At 63.5% G+C, this 17,926-nt stretch carries 7 protein-coding genes; 1 reads left to right on the top strand and 6 read right to left on the bottom strand.

What is annotated here, in order from left to right; translation table 11 throughout:
* Positions 1-29: 29 nt before the first annotated feature.
* Genes BST47_RS02625 through BST47_RS02605 form a run of 6 tightly spaced genes read right to left on the bottom strand, consistent with a single transcriptional unit; the run spans position 30 to position 15,345 of the window.
* Positions 30-2,135 carry a UvrD-helicase domain-containing protein gene (locus BST47_RS02625; protein ID WP_083123614.1) on the bottom strand — a complete coding sequence of 702 codons (2,106 nt, stop codon included), beginning with the start codon at positions 2,133-2,135 and terminating at the stop codon, positions 30-32.
* A gap of 19 nt (positions 2,136-2,154) precedes the next feature.
* On the bottom strand, positions 2,155-3,048 hold the full coding sequence (locus tag BST47_RS02620; protein WP_165799727.1) for a S1 family peptidase: 894 nt from the start codon (positions 3,046-3,048) through the stop codon (positions 2,155-2,157).
* Complete coding sequence (locus BST47_RS30590; RefSeq protein ID WP_165799726.1) at positions 3,045-3,209, bottom strand: hypothetical protein; 165 nt, start codon at positions 3,207-3,209, stop codon at positions 3,045-3,047. The genes BST47_RS02620 and BST47_RS30590 overlap by 4 nt, the downstream gene beginning before the upstream one ends.
* Before the next feature lie 18 nt (positions 3,210-3,227).
* On the bottom strand, positions 3,228-7,331 hold the full coding sequence (locus BST47_RS02615) for an Eco57I restriction-modification methylase domain-containing protein (RefSeq protein ID WP_083123612.1): 4,104 nt from the start codon (positions 7,329-7,331) through the stop codon (positions 3,228-3,230).
* Entirely contained in the window at positions 7,328-10,195 is a 2,868-nt protein-coding gene (locus BST47_RS02610; protein ID WP_083123611.1) for a DUF8741 domain-containing protein, read from the bottom strand. The genes BST47_RS02615 and BST47_RS02610 overlap by 4 nt, the downstream gene beginning before the upstream one ends.
* Entirely contained in the window at positions 10,192-15,345 is a 5,154-nt protein-coding gene (locus tag BST47_RS02605; RefSeq protein WP_083123610.1) for a DEAD/DEAH box helicase, read from the bottom strand. The genes BST47_RS02610 and BST47_RS02605 overlap by 4 nt, the downstream gene beginning before the upstream one ends.
* A gap of 816 nt (positions 15,346-16,161) precedes the next feature.
* Here BST47_RS02605 and BST47_RS02595 point away from each other — a divergent pair.
* Positions 16,162-17,916, top strand: a complete 1,755-nt coding sequence (locus BST47_RS02595) for a hypothetical protein (protein WP_083123609.1) — start codon at positions 16,162-16,164, stop codon at positions 17,914-17,916.
* The last annotated feature ends 10 nt before the right edge of the window (positions 17,917-17,926 follow it).

The raw sequence follows: 17,926 nt of genomic DNA, 5'->3' as shown, positions 1-17,926 counted from the left end.
ATTCCTTTAGTCTCGTCTACTCGAACTGTTCAAGCCTCTGATGAGTCGTTCCTGGGGGTGGTCAGGAACGGGCTGGGCTCAGCGTGCCAAGTGACAAGAAGCTCCTCGCGTGCCCGGGTGCAGGCAACAAACAGCAGACACTTTTCGCGCTCCAGGTCCTGTTGATGCGTCTGTTTGTCGTCCTCGATCGGGGTCACGGCGTTGGCGGCTGGCACCTGCTTGGCGCTGACACAAGCGACACACATACAGCGGAATTCGAGTCCCTTCATGCGGTGCATCGTGCCGACACGCACGACATCGTCGTCGTCCGTTGCCTTCGCAAGGTCGACGCTGCCGATCCCGGCCGCGTTAAGGGAGCTGTGGATTTTCGAGGCCGACCACATCGCTCGGACCGCAATCCCAATCTCCGACGGTGCAATTCCGCTGTCGATCCATTCCTTCACCGACGAGGCGATGAACTTGGCCTCCTCGTCGGCACTGTGGTGTCCACTCAGTGCCGGCGGTAGCCCGTGCACGTAGGACTTGCAGCCGGCGATGGAGTCCAGGCCGCCTTCCATGTCGTCGATCGGTTCACCGCGCAGCAGGCCCAAGCTCCAGCCGAGGATCTCGGCGGTGGTGCGGTAGTTGATGTTCAGTCGGGAGGACCGGCCGGCGATGTTGATTCCGACCTCGCGCAGGCTGACCCGGTTGTCGTAGATGCGCTGGTGCGTGTCGCCGGCGATGAAGATATCGTCGGGTGCTTTGGCGACCGCGGCGCGTAGCAGGCGCCACTGGTCCGGGCTGAGATCCTGGGCCTCGTCGATGATGATGTGGCGGAACGGCTTATCGGATGATTCCTCCAAAAGGCGGGTCGCTTCGCGCCGGATGGTTTCGTGCGTCCACACGCCCTGCTGGGTAAGGGCCTGTTCGAACGCCCAGATGGCCTGCCACACCTGCGTTCGTTGGGCTGCTCCGAGGGCGCGGCCGCGACCGGTCCGCTTGGTGGCGAGGTAGGCGTCCGCGGTACTTATGCGACGGGCCAGGGCCACCTGCCGCCATTCCTCGGACAGGAACACGGGGGTGAAGGTGAGGCCGAGTTCGTCGATCAGCCCGGCCCACAACGCTTTCTCGTCCTCGGAGCCGAGCATGTGCGGTGCACCGTGACTCTTGCGGAAGAGGCGGTGGGCGATCCGGTCCACGTGTGACACCTCGATCCGATCATCGACCCTTTCGTCGTCGACGAGCATGTCGAGCCCGGACTGCAGCGTGTCGGACAGCGTGGAGGTGAAGGTGGTGACGAGTACCTTGCCGTCACCACGCTGGGCGAGCATATGCGCGCGATGCAGGGCGACAACAGTCTTACCAGTGCCGGGGCCGCCGGTGACGCGGGCCGGGCCCGTGTAGGCCGCGTCGACGACGGCGCGCTGCGTCGGGTGCAGGTACACGCGCCAGGTGGCGAATGGGTAGGCGAACACGTCCATCAGTTCGTCGGGCCCGGAGACGAGGACGACCCGGTCGCTGCTGCGCAGGATGGCGGCATCGATGTCCTTGGTGTCGACGGGTTCGCTCAGAATTTGCGCGCCGAGGTCTCCCCAGACTTCCTCGGGGGTGAAGCCGGCGGCGAGACCGAACAACACATCCCACTGCGTCTCGGGCAGAAAGGATCTCGCCGCGTCGAGTTGAGCGGCATCGGTGACGGTCCGCGCGAACGCCAGCACCTTCTCGTCTATGCCGAGCTTAGCCAGCTCACCGTCTTTGACGTTGGCGAAGATCGGGGTGCCGGCGGTCTTGGCCGCTTCTGCCATTTCGGGGATCTGGCGGTCGAGTTCGGCTTCGTCGCGGATCTCGATACCGCCCGTAGCGGAGTTGACCGAGACATTGCTGCGTTGCGCCCACGCGTAGGCGTCGTCGTGGTGCAATACCTTCAGCAATGTGTAGACGTCGCCGGTGACGGGGGCCAGCACGATGCCGCGCCAGGCTTGGTCGATGCGGATGGACCGGAACCGCGGGTTGCGGGCGTTCGCAATCTTCTCGAGATGCAGCCCGGTGTGGGTCGCGGCATCGAACTCGTCGAAGACTTCGGTGACGCGGTTGTAGACGGGCTTCTCCAGCTTGCCCAGGTCTTTGAGGAACCCTTTGTCGATGGCGAGTGGCATTTTTGATCTCCCGGGCAATTTACGATTTGCTCTTCGGTGCGTGCTGTTTGGCGTGGCACAGCCTGTCGAGTTCTCCTATGTGCCAAGCGAAACCGAGTTCAGACTCTTCATTTAGGCGCCCTGAGTAAATGCCGATGAGCCGCAAACGAGGTAGCACGTCATCGGAGGCGATGTCTGTGAAGTGCCGCCTACGCAGAAACACGGGTGAACCGGATTGTCCGGGGCGGGTTCGCGAATCCACTAGGAACAGCGGATACTCCTCCCCTCTGTAGGGGAAGTAGAGCGCGGGTTCGGATGCCACGGTGCCGCGCATCCAGATCGGCCAGAGAAAGCCATGGTCAAGGCCAAACGGGTATCCGACGGTGTAGACGTCGTCTGTCACCCAGAACCGCGGATCCGTTCCATATGCGGCGTCTTTAGGTTCCAGCGGAAGGAATAGCAATTCGCCTACAGCCAGGTCATCGAGTGGGCGCGCCGCGATGTCTACCTGGAAGCCGCGGGGGTGCTCGAACCATAGTGGGTTCTCGTCTTCGTCAACTAGTTTCAGGCAAAAATCGACGAAGCCAAGATGATTGGCATCTAAGGTTTCTGAGCGAGGCATGGTGCGCACGCGCATGGTCAAGTGCGTGGGGGTCACCGGAGGTTCCAGGTATTCGTTAGTGCGCCACGCCCGATCCGTAAAACAGTGGCGCGCAGTGGCCAGAAAGTTCCTTCCTTCGAACCGATAGAAGAAACCGGTGCCCTGCGTGCAGGGCTTGACGCCAGGTCGAAGTGTGCCGTCGTCCGGGTTGACAGCCTCGTCTGGGGAGACGCCGCCGTCGGGATGCCAGAGCATGTTGATTGACACCGAGTGGAAGTACTCGTTCGGGAACTGTATGTGGAGTTCAGAAGTATCTGGATCTGAGTCAGTCATGCTTCGTCGATCCCGTCGGTCGGCACGATTCTCGGCGGTCCTAGCTTCTTCGCGAGTATTGTCCGGTCGAACTCGTCGAAGCCTTCGGTGACGCGGATGTAGACGGGCTTCTCCAGCTTGCCCAGGTCTTTGCGGGATCCCTTGTCGATGGCGAGTGGCATTGTTCTTCCGTTGCTTGACTATTCGGAGTGACGGGGACCGTGGCCGGCGGGTGGATCGGCAAGCGGCTTCCATCCCTTTCCGCCGTTGGCGATGGCCTCGGCCATGCGGTCGTAGGCTTCCAGCACGAGACGCTTGGTGCGGTACTCGCCGAAGTCTCGTTCGTCGTACTTGCGAACGATGGGGAAGGAACCCAACACGTGTTCTGATTCGTCGCGGTCCAGGCCGTAGATGTGGAGGAAGCCGGCGTCGAGATCGGCGCGTAGTAGGGCTCGGCGATCGGGATCCCAACGGAATGGCTTACCGTCGTCGCCGAGATCACGCGAGTATGAACATACGCGATACGACGTGTAGGACAGTTCGAGGATGTAGGGCTTGATCCAATTATCGAGCTGCTCGCTGTGGCGCCAGGGGGCAGGACTCTTGAACTGCTTGGGTATTGGGCATGCGAGCTGCTTGACCATAAAGTATTTCAACGACGTGCCACTCATCTTCTGGCGCGAGACGTAGTCGAATATCAGGCTGGACCAGACGGCGTGCAGGCGGGTAGCGGCCGTGGCCTCACTCGGAAGAGCGAGGAGGAACTTGTCGCCGACGGCAGATGCTGGCAGTACGGCGGGCACGAAGGTACGTACCTTCTCGGTGCCAGTTATATCGCGCCACCCGAGTAGCCAGTTTGCGTCCCATCGGTCATCGAGCTTTGCAGCAACTACCGTTCTCTCGACCCAGTAGCGGGCCAGGGCCTCAAGGTTGGGATCATCGTGTTCTTCGTCAGAGACTCGCGGCAGGGTCTGCATTCTAAGTTGGGCTGGCGTCGCCTTGCGGTATGTAGAGAATCGATGGTCGAAGTGCCACAGCATTTTTCCCTCGTACAGCGGCACGTACTCCTTATTGCCGCGTTTGTAGGACCAGCCGTCGAATTTCGCATCGGCGAGGTCTTCGGCGGTGTGAAACAACCCGGAGTCCGAGGCCATGTTGAACAGACCTTGGCTGAACGAGAGGGCCCAGGGATTGCCTTCCGGATCATTGTCGCGGATGAGGATCGGGTGTCGTGAGTAGATGCCGAGCGTGATGTCGGCGTCGTCGCGGCTGCGGAACATTGGCAACGTTCCGGTGTTCGGATTGAGCGCCAGAACTTCCTTGGCCGCTAGTTGGAATCGCTTGTCCGCAACGTCCGAGACGTGCCGGTTGAGGAAGGCGAACTTGGTGCGGCCGACCTCGCGTAGAGATCCGGTCATCGTCGTGATTGCGAACCGGTACGCATGGTGGACATCACGGAAGATTCTTGCTTCGTTGTCGAAGTCATAAAACGCATACAGCCGGTGGTTGCTGAGGGTGTCAGCGAAGAATGGTGCAGTTGTGTTGTCGGTGGCGAGGCCTGTCGGTGTAATGATGCCGGCCTGTCCCTCGGGACTCAGGATGGTTCGCATGGTCTCGGCAAACACGCTGTACGTGTTGATCTTTCCTTGCGCTGTCAACGGATAGCGCCCGCCACGTACCAGATGATTAGTCGCGTCAGAGCGTCGCCGTGCATCGTTATATAGCCTGAATACGTCTGGGTCTGATGACTCGAGTTTGGCGATCATCTTTTTCCGCGCACTCGCGTTCGAGGCGTTCTCGATGTCGACCCGGCCGAGATTGCCGAAGAACTGCTTATCCTCAAGTTGTAGCGAATCCCACGGCGGGTTGCCCAGGACGCACGAGAAGCCACCCGTCCACCCAGTGCTGGCTTCGGCGCTCCCGTCGTCGGGCACGGTGAAGATGCCGGGGAACTCCAAATGCCAGTGGAAGAACCGGTACTGCCTTGCCAGGGCATTGACCTGGGTGACGATGGTGTCGGGCACTGACTCCGGAGCCTCTGAGAGAGCGCGCACGGTTGCGTGAGTGATGCCCTGGCCGGACGTCGTCGCCCCGGTCTTGGGTTGCACGAACGCCGCGCACCATGTATCCGCCACCAGTTTCGCGGCCACCAGGTCGGGATCGGCTTCCAAGCGTCGCCACGCGTCGGCGCGGGCGCGCAGGGCGGCCACCGACGCGACAGTGCCGGTATCGGCTTCGCGGGCGGCCTTGGTGAACTGGCTGGTTTCGACATTGAGGGTGTCGGGCCCGAAGCTCAACGTCAACTGGTCCTGGTCGGCTTGACGTTCGGACTTGTTGCGGGCCTTGAGCTTGGACGTCCACTCCTTGTCGTCACCACCCAGCGGCACAAAGGCCGTGTCGGGGATGTTGTGGCGTAGCAGTTCAGGGGTGGTGCCCAGCAGTGTATTGCCGACGCGGAAATGCGCATCGAGGAACGGAAACGGCCGGTCGGCGTCGAACGCCTCCAGCCACAGCGCCACCTTGGTGATCTCGATTGCCAGATCGTTGAGGTCCACGCCGTAGACGCAGCGTTCGATGACATCAGCGGTTGCAGCCCGAAGGGCGGCGGGCGTGGGTTCGGTCTCTTCTGTGCGCACGGTGGCCAGCGCGGCGGCGATCCGGCGGGCGGCAGCGACAACGAAATGGCCACTGCCGCAGGCCGGATCGACCACCGTGAGATCCAGCAGCGCCTGTTCGGGGTCGGATTCCCGAATGGCCTCGTCGATCAGCGGGTTTAGCGCCTCGTCTAGCACGAGCGCGATCAGATCCGATGGGGTGTAATACGAGCCGGATTTCTTTCGTTCGTTGCCGGTGGACACGTCGAGGGTGAACGTCCTCTCGTCGGCGTGGTAGCGCGGTGTGTAGGCCAGCAATCCCTCGTACATGCCGCCGAGTTCTTCACTGTCGAGGTTGCGATAGTCGACCGAGCGCGGAAGTCCGGTGACCGGGTCGTCGATCTGTGACAGCGCCCGCACCGCGGCAAGCAGCGCCCGGTTGGCCAGCTCGGCGCCGTCGAGGATGCTCAGCGCGTCCCGTGAAAAGAGGCTGGCGCCAAGCCCACTCAGGCCGAGCGCGGGTAGTCCGTCGCCGGCGAGCGCATCGGTGACGATCTGGTGCGCTTGCCACAGGTCGGTGTGCCAGCCGCCGATCGGTTCGGCGGCCAGTCGGCGCAATCGTGCGGCGGAGAAGTAGTCCGCATACAGGGTGCGGGCACTTTCGGGGACCTCGGAGCGGTGCAGCAGACCGCGGTCCTCCACCACGAACAGCACGACGAGCCGGTAGGCGATGCGAAGCAGTGCGCGCTGCAGATCGCGGTCGGCGTCGGTGGCGGCGGCCAGCGTCTCGCGCAGGGCGGCGTTGGCTGGGTGCGAGACGAAGCCGGTGCCGAGCTCCTGCAGCGCCACCGCGATGCCGTGTTGCAGGTTCAGCAGGGCGCGGGCGCCGTCGTCGATGGCGGTGGTACGCCAGCGTTCCAGCCAGCAGTTATCGAGTTTGGGCTCGGCCTGCTCGACCTCCGCGTCCTCATCGGAGTCCTCGCTGTCGACAACCGCTTTCGCCGCCTTGTCGTCCAAGCGGGGCGCGAACCGGCTGGCGTGGACGGTCAGGAACAGGATGCGGAAGTCGGAGTAGAGCTGGTCGGTGAAGATCGCGTCGAGGTCGAATTCGATGAAGGACTGCCGGGTGAGGCTGGAGGCGTCGCGCAGCAGTCGCAGTTGGTGGCCGTTGGACACAATCGCCCACAGCGCATGGTCTTCCCGGTTGAGGTAGTCCTGCACCATGGCTTGCGGCGCCCGGGCGGTCACCCCCGCGGTCTTGGTGTCCAGGTCGATTCCGGCACCCACCAGGTGCAGCGGCACCCAGGCTGTGGCGTTCGCGGCGTCGGGCCAGGCGACGCGGTGCGAGATGGGAAAATGGGGTGGCTCGGTCTCACCGAGGCCGGGCGGCACGGCCAGGCCGCCGCTGACGACATCGGGCCGGCCCCAGCCCAGCTCGTACAGCAGCGGCAGCAGCCACTTGTCTCGGGTGAGTTTGGTGGCGGCGTCACTGTCCGGGAGCCGCTCCAGGGCCGCGCGCCAGGTGTGGTGCGCGGCGAGCATGGCTTCCCACGCGCGGGCGATGGCACCGTTGACCGCCATCCCCGGTGACAGCTGGTAGGCGTCCGCGGTCTGACCTGGCATGCGCAGTTCGTTGGCCCGCGGGATGGCTTCGGAGGGCAGCGCGGTGCCGACCGCGCGGACGGCACGGAAGACCGTTAGTGCGGTCATCTGGCACCCGCTTCCGGCAGGAACACGTAGATACCGAGCACGTCGGCAGGTGGCAGGAACCGGACGGTGGGTGCGCGTCCGCCGGCCTTGGAGGCGCTGCGCACCGCCTGATGCTCGGACAACAGGTCCGTTGCAGCGTCTTCACCTGTTGTGGTGAGGTGCTTGGTGAGCGCCTGCAGGCGCCCCAGTGCACGGCCTAACTGCATTCGGGCCAGCGCGTCGTCGACGTTGCCCGACGGCGTCAAGGACAGCAGCGCGTCGACCTCGGCCTGCGGTAACCAGGTCAGGGTGTCGCCGCTCGCGGTGAACGCAAGGAACTTGGCTTCCTCGGCGACTTGCTTGACGGTGCCGGCCGAGCCCTGGATGGTGATCTCCAGCCGATGCCGCACCATGAGCAACGTGGTCACCTTGGCGATTCCGCGGGTGCGCATCACGCCGGCGCGGCGGGCGGGTCGGGCCGACGGGTCGAGCCGGGAGTCGAGTGCGGCGTCGAGGACATAACGTGACAGCGCATCGACCGTGGCGTCAGTGCGGGTCAGCACGCTGTGCCCGGCCGGGACAGGCAGCGAGCGGTGGAAGTGCAGTCGCCCGTTCTTGGTGGGCGGGAGTTGATCGCGTACCGCGGCCGGGAGGGCGGTGACGATCGCGGTGAACCCATCGTCGGTGTCGCTGACCGGAGCACCGAGAATGGATAGTGCTGTACGGGCGAAGGTTTCGACATCAGCTGGCCCGCCGAGGGCGCGGCGGACCTCGGCCAGGGCGTGTTCGACGGTGTCGGGTTTGAGTCCGGCCTGCCGAAACCGGGTACGCGATGCCTTCTCCCGTTCGGCCGCGTTGGTCCATTCGACCTCCACTTGTTCTGCTAAGGATTTGGAGGTGGCATCGGCGAAGTCGAGGGTCATCTGTTCGGCTTCCTTGCCGCGCAACAGCAGCGACTCCCAGATCGCCTTCATCACGGTGGTGGAATCGACCGGGATCGGCACGGAGACGCCGATGCTGCGTTTGATGTTCTCGTGGCGGCGGATGAGGACCTGCAACACGATGCCATCAATGCCGTTGTCCTCGCCGTAGTACGTCACCGTGCGCACGGTGGGGGCTTGCTGGCCGAATCGGTCGACGCGACCTTCACGTTGTTCGTGGCGGGTGGGGTTCCACGCCAGGTCGTAGTGGACGACGGCGCTGAAGCCGTCCTGCAGGTTGATGCCCTCCGACAGGCAGTCGGTGGCGATCAGCAGGCGGGGGCCGTCGTGGACACTGAGGGTATCGACGCGGGATTCGCGTTCCTCCGGAGGGAGAGTTCCGGTCACGGCGTCGATCTTGAGGTCTTTGACCTTTGACAGGGCTGAAGTCAGGTGCTCGGCGAGATAGTCGGCGGTGGGGATGTAGCGGCAGAAGACGATCGGGTGGTAGCCCTCGTCGAGGAGTTCCTTGAGCAGCGGGATGAGTCGCTTGAGCTTCGCGTCAGACCGCGGGCCCTTCAGTGCCGCCGCGGCAGACGCTAAATCGCGCAGGCGCTTTCGGCTCTGCGTGTCGGGTGTGTCGGTGTCGCCGGTATCGGCGCCGACGGTGACGTCCTCGGCTTCGAGCGTGTCGTCCAGATCGGTGTCCAGCACACGGGGTTCGGCGTAGGCGTCCACCTCACTCTCGTCCTCGGCGGCTGCGACCGCCGAACGGTTGAGCAGGGTCTGTTCGGCTGCGGCCGGGCTGGAGGCCAGGCACCGCAGCAGCGCGATCGCCGACCACCACCGGACGCGTTGCCGCACCGCGCTGAGCTTGGGGTCGGCGACCTGTTCGCGGACGTAGTCCATCACGTCGTCGAACAGTTGGCGGTATCCCGCGGTGAGTTTGTACGCGGTCTCGGTGGTTTCGCGATCGGGGAACGGGGTGTCCTCGTCGAGGTACTCGCGGATGTCGGCGCGTTGGCGTTGGATCATGTACTTGGCCAACAGTTTGCGGTCGTCTTCGCGGTCGCGGCCGGACAGGTCTGCCGGCAGGTCGCCGAGGCGGTCGTCGAGCAGGCCGATCAGCGACTGCCAGGCGCTGTCGTCGCCGCTGTGTGGAGTCGCGGTCAGCAGCAGCAGGTGGCGCTGCTGGTCGTCGGCGAGTTTGCGCAGCAACGCATATCTCAGATGAGCCTGGGAGGACTTGCCGACGCCGGCGGATGCCACACAGGTATGCGCCTCGTCGACGATCACCAATTCCGGGCAGTGCAAGGCGAATTCGTCACGACGGGACTTCTGCTTGATGAAATCGGTAGAGATCACCAGATACGGGTAGTGCTGGTAGACGTTGGATCCGAACGGGACGCCACGCATCAGCCGGTTGACCGTGGATGGCAACAGAAGTTGCGCGTCGATACCGAACTTGTGTCGGAGCTCGCCCTGCCATTGCGGCGCCAGCTGGGGCGAGCACAACACCGCCAACCGCTGCGCTTCCCCGGTGGCCAGCAGCTCGGCGGCAATAAGTCCCGCCTCGACCGTCTTGCCGATACCGACGCCGTCGGCGATCAGCAACCGGGTGACATCCTGGTTGGCCGCCATCATCAGCGGAACCAGTTGGTAGTTGCGGGGCGCGACGGCCAGGCGCGCGAATGAACGGAACGGGCCGCCGCTGGCGCGAAAGGAGAGCCTGAGCGCATCGCGAAGCAGGCGGGCCCGGCCGGCGTCCCCGCGGTCGTCGACCGTCGGTGGTTCGAATGTGGCTGCCGCGAAGTCGTCGATCTCGGGCAGCAGCACGGTGGTCTCGTGCTCGTGACCCCCGAGGGGGCGGACCAGCAGCGTGCCATCGGGGGAACCCGGTAGAACGAGCCAGTCCCGGCCGCGGGCATTGACCAGGCTGCCGGCGGGGTAGTCGACCGTCGTCATGCGTTCGCCTTCGCTTCGCCGAACACACCGCTGTGTTCTGCAATGGTTGTGAGCCAGCTGGCATCTGCATCGTCATGGTGGAAGCGCAGCACCATCCACCCCGCCTCATCTTCGAGCTTCATGCGTGCCTGCTCGTCTTTCTCCTGCTGATGCGCGGTGTTGTGGACGGGGCCGTCGACAAAGATGGCAACGTCCATACCGTCGGTGTGGTAAGCGAAATCAGGTCGGACGTAATAGCCGCCCACTATTTTCTGGGCATCGTCAGGGAGCCGGAAGCCGTGCTGTTCCAGCAGGACGAGGAACCGCTTCTCCAGCTCGCTGTCACAGGCCTTGGTCAGGCGTTCAAGTTGTGCCGCTCGGTCCTCGCCGCCGGCTCCGACGGCCACATTGGATGTGGCGAGTCGTCGGAGCAGGTCGACAACGCGGTGGCGGTCCAGGTGCTGGTGGTCCCACTGGTTGCTGTAGGACAGCAAGCAGTCGTAACAGGCCTGTGCACAGTCCTCAATCGCATGCGGTGCGCGGTGGAGGTCTTCACCGCTGTCGGGGTCGAAGTGCAGAATTTCCAGCGCTTTTCGCGCCACTTGACGTAGTTGCCCATCTTCTGTGGCAAGGCGACGCAGCACGCCGGCTCCGCCCTCGGCGGCTTCGAAGAACAACAACCGCGACCACGCGTGGTCGCCTGTGTTGCTGGGAAGCGCTTCCACCGCAAGTTCGGAGCCTTCCAACTGGTAGACGGCCTCGATGCCACGTTTGAGCGCATACATTGCCGCCATCCGCTGATCCGCAGCGATCGATGGGTCTAGATGCAGCAGCAGCGCGTTGCGATGGTCCTCGACGTGGGGGATCACTCTCTGATACCGCGGGGCCTCGCCGTGCACGTTCTTGGCCAGATCTGCCTCTTTGCACCAGCGCCCCTCCACGGTGTCCAGCACGTACCCGCGGACGTCCTTGTCCTTGCGGCGGCGCAGACCGACGTTCATCCGGCGGATCAGCGCGGTGTCGCCGTAGGTCATGGTGCCGAGCTCTTGTCCACCTTCGGTGATCGTGCTTGTGAGTTGTCCGGCCCGAACTCCGTGCGGCACAAAACGAATCGTCGTGACGATTTCGTGTCCGGCGCGCTGGCGTTCCTCCTCGTCGGCGCTGATCCGGTCGCGGCGACGAGTCTTGACCGACAGCAGCCGCATCAAGTTGGTTAGTGTGCTTTCCGGCGCGAACGGCGAACCGCAATGCTGGCAGAGATCGGGGTCGGTGGACTCATGGAGGTAACCGCAGGCGCTGCAGCGCTTGATCTCGGTGATGTTGACGCCAGTGCCGTCGTCTCGCGCGGGCAGGCTGACCCGGTTGACCTCGTATCGCGCCCCTTCGTGGTAGATGAACGCGCCGGGTCCGAACTCGCTGATCGCCATGAACCGGGGCCGCTGGATGAAATCTCCTTCCCCGCCGCTGCGGGTGCGCCGTTCCGCCGGAATGAACGCCGAAAGCGGCAGCCGCGGGAAGGAATAACCGGGCAGAAAGCCCTCCGAGGCGAAGTAGCGGTACGTGTAGAAATCACCCTGAAGCACATCGTCGACCTGGCCCTTCAGAAGGTCGAGAGCAGCACGTGCCTCCGAAATGCGGCCGCGGGCACGTTGTTTCGAGCTTTCGGACGCACCGATGGTTTTCAGGGTCGTGTTGGCCTGGTCCAGCTCCGTTTGCGCCTCGTTGTAGAGCCCACGCCATCGGTCCGCGGCGTGGTTGAAGCGAGTCGGCGCCTGCTCGACGGTTTCAGCGATCCAGGTCTCCGTCCACCACGGCGCCGCGGTCACTTCGGTGGTAGCCGTCAGGACGTCGGTGATCGCGGCGATGGCAGCGCTGCGACTCGACGGAGACTCGATCGTCGTGAGTACCTCGGCGCGCAAAGGCTGGCCGGGCTGATCGATCTCCAGCAAGTCGACCATGCTGGCTTTGAGGTCCAGGCCGCACTTCACCAGCCAGATCGAGTGGGCGTGTGCGCGCACCAGATCCTGGTTGCCCAGTTCCAACCGCGGTGGTGCGACCGCTCCGGCCACCATGTCCTGACTGCGCCGGAAGTAATAGGCGTCGTGCGCATTGCCGGTAGCGCAGTAGGTCAGGGCGATTGCCGGCTGACCCGACCGGCCAGCTCGTCCCGAACGCTGCGCATAGTTGGCGGGAGTTGGCGGGACATTTCGCATGCCAACGACATTGAGGCTCTTGATGTCGACGCCGAGTTCCATCGTAGGCGAGCAGTAGAGCACCGGAAGCCGGGCCTCGCTGAATTCTTCTTCCCGCTTCTGACGTTTGGCCGGCTCGACCTGAGCGGTGTGTTCGCGCGCCTCCAAGCCGACGAGCTTCTTCGCGGTTTCGGCGTAGAGCGCACGGAAGTACGGATTTACCCGGCCCTCCGATTGATTACTGCGGATGGGGTCCGGCGCGCGACGCTCACCCGTGCCGGGATACCAGGCGATGAGGTCGGCACGCAGCTGGTAACCCGTGGGCCGCTTGGGAACCGGAATTCGCACCAAGATGCCGGCGCCGGCCATGACGTCCATCAGGCTCTCGATGAGGCCCTGGGCGTCGGCCGTCTTGAGCGCATGCTGGAAGCCGGGAAACCGATTGGGACGTCGCAGCCAGCGCCCGTAGGCACCCAAGCCAGACAGGTGAAGATCGGCGCCACTCCCTGTTGCACCCTTGGGTCGCCCACCGGGGTAGGCGAGGCCGCTGTACGTGCCGGCGTCATCGGAGATGGCCCACGGGTCTTTCAACCACTCCCTGCTGGCACGCCGGACGGCATCGAACTTCTCGTCGGTGAGAAACTCGGTGTCGATGCAGAGGTTGCGGCGAAGTTCGTCGAGAAGGACATGCATCACGTCGCGGCGCGTCTCGGCGCTGACGCCCGCCAGTGGTTCTCCGTAGCTTGCCCATTTGTCATCGTTGGCGGCGAGTTCGTCGACCCCCTCATAGGCCAGGCGCAGTTGTCCGGTCTGTTCCAGATTCGGCATCGTGATACGCCAGCCACGCTTGAGATCAGCCCACAAGCGATAGGCGACGACATCACGCAGTGCGCGGGCGATCTTCTTCCGCGGGATGTGCTCGTCGGCGGTCTCTTCGTCGCGGGCAAAGAACTTGAGGCTCTTCCCGCTGAGCGCTTTCACCACTTCGGGTCCGAGGTTCTCGTCAGTGAGCGGTTCTCCGGGGTTCTGTTCCTGGTAATCGGCGGCGGCGCGGTACAGGGCTGAGCGGATCAGCCCGACCAGCACGAAGTCGTTGAAGTGGCCCGCCTGCAGGCTTGCGTCCTGGCGGTTGTCGCTGAACGCCAGGAACTTTCGGGCGTCGTTGTCGAGGTCGGACTCGCTTCTGAGGGCTCTGACGATTGATTGCGAGAGAACCGTTACGGCGCTTGCGCGACCTTCAGTGCCAAGACTGGCCACGCGGGAGAATTGGGACTGGCGGGCGCTCTCGTAGCTCGTCTTGCATGACGGGCAGAATTCGAGCCGCTCGAAGAAGGCCACCGGCATTCCGTCGTCGGTGATGGTTCCGAACTCGTCGACACGTAATGAGTTGGGTAGCTTTGTGATTCGAGCTTTGTCCAGAATCTGACCGCTCCCGCTGGACACCACCCAGTCCTCAGGGACGAGTTCGAGCAATGCAGGGTCGTGGGGATCGGGCCATGGGTTCTCTGTCAGGAGCAACAGGCCGTCGGCATCGGGATTTTCGACAAGATCGGAATTTGGGATGCGAGGACTGAAGCTCTCACCGCCGCGCTCTAGGTTCACGACGAGAAAGTCCTGACCACACTCGCGACAGAACGCCAATGGGAAGAGAGGCTGTCCCGCGGGCCTATTGGGTGCGCTGCGCTGGTACTGGGTGGTGAGGAAGCGCTTCGCCGGGGGTTCCAGGGTGGTGTAGACGGTGTCGCCCTTGCCGATGAACTGATGCAGCTTGAAGGCGAACAGCGAACGGCCTTGCGGATCGCGGGCCCGTGAGCCGGCAAGCAGTAGCTCCTGCAGCTTCTCCCGGCAGACCACCTCGTCCACGCCGGTCTCGTCGTGCAATCTCGTAGCCGCATCGCTGAGTTTGGAAGGCGGGCGTCGAGCGAGCTTGCCCTCGTCGTCAGTGTGTAAACCAAAGTGCTGTTCGGTCCAGACGGCCAGTGGGTCGGCCTTAAGTTCTTCCCACTCGGCCGGCGTCGGTGCTGCCAGCCGCGCTGTCAGCGTGGCCGGGTCTGCCTCGCCAGTTGTCGCACGTCGTAGTGTTTCCCCGACGACGTTGTATGCCGGAATCTCGACACCGAAGATCCTCGTTGCCAATTCGGCGACCTGCTGACGTTGCTCAGCCTTGGTGCCGGGACCGGCCAGCGTCGCACTGGTACCGATGCACTGGACGTCATTCGACTTAACGGCGCCGCGCAACCGGCGGACCAGCATCGCCACATCGGCCCCTTGTCGGCCGCGATAGGTATGCAGCTCGTCGAGAACCAGAAATGACAGATTCTCTGCGCTGCTGATGAGGTTCTTGCGCTCCTTCGGGCGGGTGAGCATCAGTTCCAACATGACGTAGTTGGTCAGCAGGATGTCCGGGGGAGAGGCGAGGGTCTTCTCGCGTTCCTCCCTGTTCTCCTGCCCCGTGTATCGCGCGAAGCTGACCTTGGGGTTCGTCTTCCCGAGGAACTTTTCCAGCTCGTTGCGCTGGCTGTTGGCCAGGGCATTCATCGGATAGATAATGATGGCCCGCACACCCTTGCCCGAGCCCTCGCGCAGCACCCGGTCGACGATCGGCACGATGTACGCCATCGACTTGCCGGAGCCGGTACCGGTGGTGAGTACGTAGGACTCACGGCGCTTCGCGATTTCGAAGGCATCGGTCTGATGGCGGTGGAACGCGATCTCTGTGCCCGTCGGGTTGCCTTCCGTGCGCGCTCGGAACACGTTGACCGCGTCCGGGTGCAGAACCTTGCGTTCGACCAGCTCAGAGGCAGTGCCGCCAGACTCGAACGCCGGGTTGAGTGCAAGCCAGGGCTCCGGCCAGAGCAGACCGTCGGCGATCTCTTTCTCGACCTTGCTGCGGATCTGGTCGTCCTTGATCTCCAGGAAGCCCTTGACGAAGTTCTCGTAGTCGCCCAAGACCTCGTCGAGGATTCCGAACGCATCCATGCGCCCCCCTTATCGCCGACGTCAAGCACCGAACGAAGGTGACGTTACTTTGCGGACCGACAGTGAGAGGGATTGTCACGGCCATAATTGATTGGGTGGCGGTCGGAGAGTACGCAGGGGTGCCGCAGCAGGACGCGCGTGACACATGGCGCAACGGCGCTGCGTTCCTGCTCCGAAAGCGGGCGCGAGCATCCGATTCGGTGTCGCTCGACGGTTGGGTCACGTCTGTGGTTCGCGGCGAGAAGGCGGTCGTGACTTGTGGGCCGACGCGGGCGACAGACTTCGGCGCAACGTTCACCGAGGCACTCAATGCCGCCAACCGATGCCTGGATTACCTATCCGTCACTAACCGGAGTGCCGCGGATCGTTGTCGTCGACAGCTGGCCCAGTGGCCGGCATTGTGGTGCCCGGCGTCTGTCAGGCTCTGCTTGAGCAGGAGCGTGTGCGCGTCGACGATCCGCACTTCGGGATCCCCTGGCAGCGGCTACGTCCAGGCCGCAACTGCAGCGATCCGGGCGACGTAGCGACCACGAACCATCACGGTCCAGTACCGCCGCGGCTGTGAACTGCTCGACGCTCTCGAGCACGGCGGGTCGGTAACCGTTCCCCGGGCTTGCATCGGCGGTAGATAAGGGCGCGCCGACTGCGGTCGGCCTGACATGGGGTCGCAAAGTTCTGACGGTGCAGGTGGAACCCGAACGACCGATTGCAGCCGGAGATTCACCCGGCGTGGTTAGCCCTGCTCCGGCCGCGGCGCCTCGTAGCATGGCCGAGCGGGGATGCTTGATCAGAAAGGCCCGGGGGATCGTGGCTCGAGTGGAATGGACCCGGCAATCCGGCGAAGCCGTTGAGGTTGTCGTCGGAATGTTGTTGTGCAGTCAGCACCCAAACGCTGTCCGGATACGTCCGAGTCAGGGCGATGCCGGGATCGATATTTTCATTCCGGGTCCGTCCGGCTGGGGTAGGGAGCGTGAGGTCTGGCAGGTCAAGCGGTACTGCCGCAACCTGACCGGTACCGAAAAGCGTGCGATTAAGAGATCATTCGCGAAGGTCGTCACAGCCAGCAACAAGGAGGATTGGCGGATCATGAAGTGGCACCTCGTCATGCCACTGGACCTCACCACCCAAAATCTCGGCTGGCTAAACACTTACATTGCGGATGCATGCGTTGATTTCCCTTACGAGACACACGGTTTACTACTGTGCGACACCCTCGCCGCGAACTATCCGAAGGTCATCGACTACTACCTCCGCGATGGCAAGGGACGCCTACAGGCGCAGATGGACAATCTCACCAAGATCCTGTCAGGTCGGCTGGATCGGCAAGAAAACGAACCGCTTATGCCTGCCGACGTAGTGAGCGATCTAGGCGCAATCCACAAGGCTCTAAATGCGTGCGATCCCTTCTACAAGTATAACTTTGATGTTTCTGACAAGCCGCCGCCTGATGAGCCGTCTCCGGATGATGAGGGTTTGGTCGCCGCGTGGGCAATGTGTCAGGACTCGGTTTGGGTCACCATCAAAATCTACGCGCTATCGTTGGCGGCACTTGAGGAGCGTCCGATCACCTGGCGGCTGCAGCTTGCGGTTCCCGCATTCGACGACGAACTGCGAACGCAGGTGCAGAAGTTCATCGACTACGGCGGGCCCCTGTCGATGCCGGCGGGCACTGTCAGCGGATTCCTCGATCTCCCGGCGGGACTGGGTGGGGACCTCAGCGGCAGCAGCCTCCAAGTCGTCAATGTGGTCGAGCAGTCCGTCAACGACGAGGAAACCGAACTGGCAATAGCGATGCTCGCGCCCGACTCCGACACTGTGATCGCCAAAACGACCATCAAGCAAACCGAATTCAGCCGCGGTCAAGGCGGCGCGCGCAGCATCTGGGTCGACAACGCGGAACTCTTCACAATAGAGATGCTGGCAAGGGACGCCGACCGGCGACAACTCTCCTGGAACTTCAACGTGGAGTACAACCTCGACGGCCGCCGGCCAGCAGACATTGTCGACAGCCTGAAATTCCTGGCGGCCATGCATGCGCCAAACCGGATCGGAATAGGCTCGACCTACGGTCCAGAGGAGTTCAGCAGCGGCGGGCTGGCGCCGAGCAGCGACCGTGATCGTGAGGCGGGCCGATGGGCTGCGGTAGCCGACGCGCTTGCTCGTATTCAGGACCATGTCGCAGTGCTTCTCCGGATGCCTGCCGAGATGACCGGGAATCAATCGGTCGCGATCCTGGAGGCGGCAAAACTTCTCGCCGGGGAGACGCGCACCGGCGCAATGACCGGCAACTTCACAGTCGTCAGGCAGCAGACGCAAATCGAGCCACAACTAGACACCGTCTATGAATTCGTCGCGATCAAGGCGTTGAAGATCACTCTAGGCAACGACGAGATCCCCGTCGGAAAGGAAGCATTGTTCTTCCGCGGCATGTATACCGAAATCGGCGACGAAGAGTTCACAATCGGACCGATGGCGGAGGGCACCAGTGGCCGGTACACGGGTGACATAGACGCCGGCCGCGTCTTCGCCCGCGTCGCGCCCGCGATCGCCGACGACGAGTCGCCCAGATGACGACGATCTC

Origin of the sequence: Mycolicibacterium tusciae (genome assembly GCF_002086795.1) — a bacterium.
Classification (GTDB): domain Bacteria; phylum Actinomycetota; class Actinomycetes; order Mycobacteriales; family Mycobacteriaceae; genus Mycobacterium; species Mycobacterium tusciae.
Note: the sequence above shows the minus strand (reverse complement) of the source record. Positions and strands in the feature narration are given on the sequence as shown.

Bases quoted from the DNA above. Each gene is read 5' to 3' on its own strand.
- BST47_RS02625 (WP_083123614.1), bottom strand. From the start codon at position 2,135: ATGCCACTCGCCATCGACAAAGGGTTCCTCAAAGACCTGGGCAAGCTG.
- BST47_RS02620 (WP_165799727.1), bottom strand. From the start codon at position 3,048: ATGACTGACTCAGATCCAGATACTTCTGAACTCCACATACAGTTCCCG.
- BST47_RS30590 (WP_165799726.1), bottom strand. From the start codon at position 3,209: ATGCCACTCGCCATCGACAAGGGATCCCGCAAAGACCTGGGCAAGCTG.
- BST47_RS02615 (WP_083123612.1), bottom strand. From the start codon at position 7,331: ATGACCGCACTAACGGTCTTCCGTGCCGTCCGCGCGGTCGGCACCGCG.
- BST47_RS02610 (WP_083123611.1), bottom strand. From the start codon at position 10,195: ATGACGACGGTCGACTACCCCGCCGGCAGCCTGGTCAATGCCCGCGGC.
- BST47_RS02605 (WP_083123610.1), bottom strand. From the start codon at position 15,345: ATGGATGCGTTCGGAATCCTCGACGAGGTCTTGGGCGACTACGAGAAC.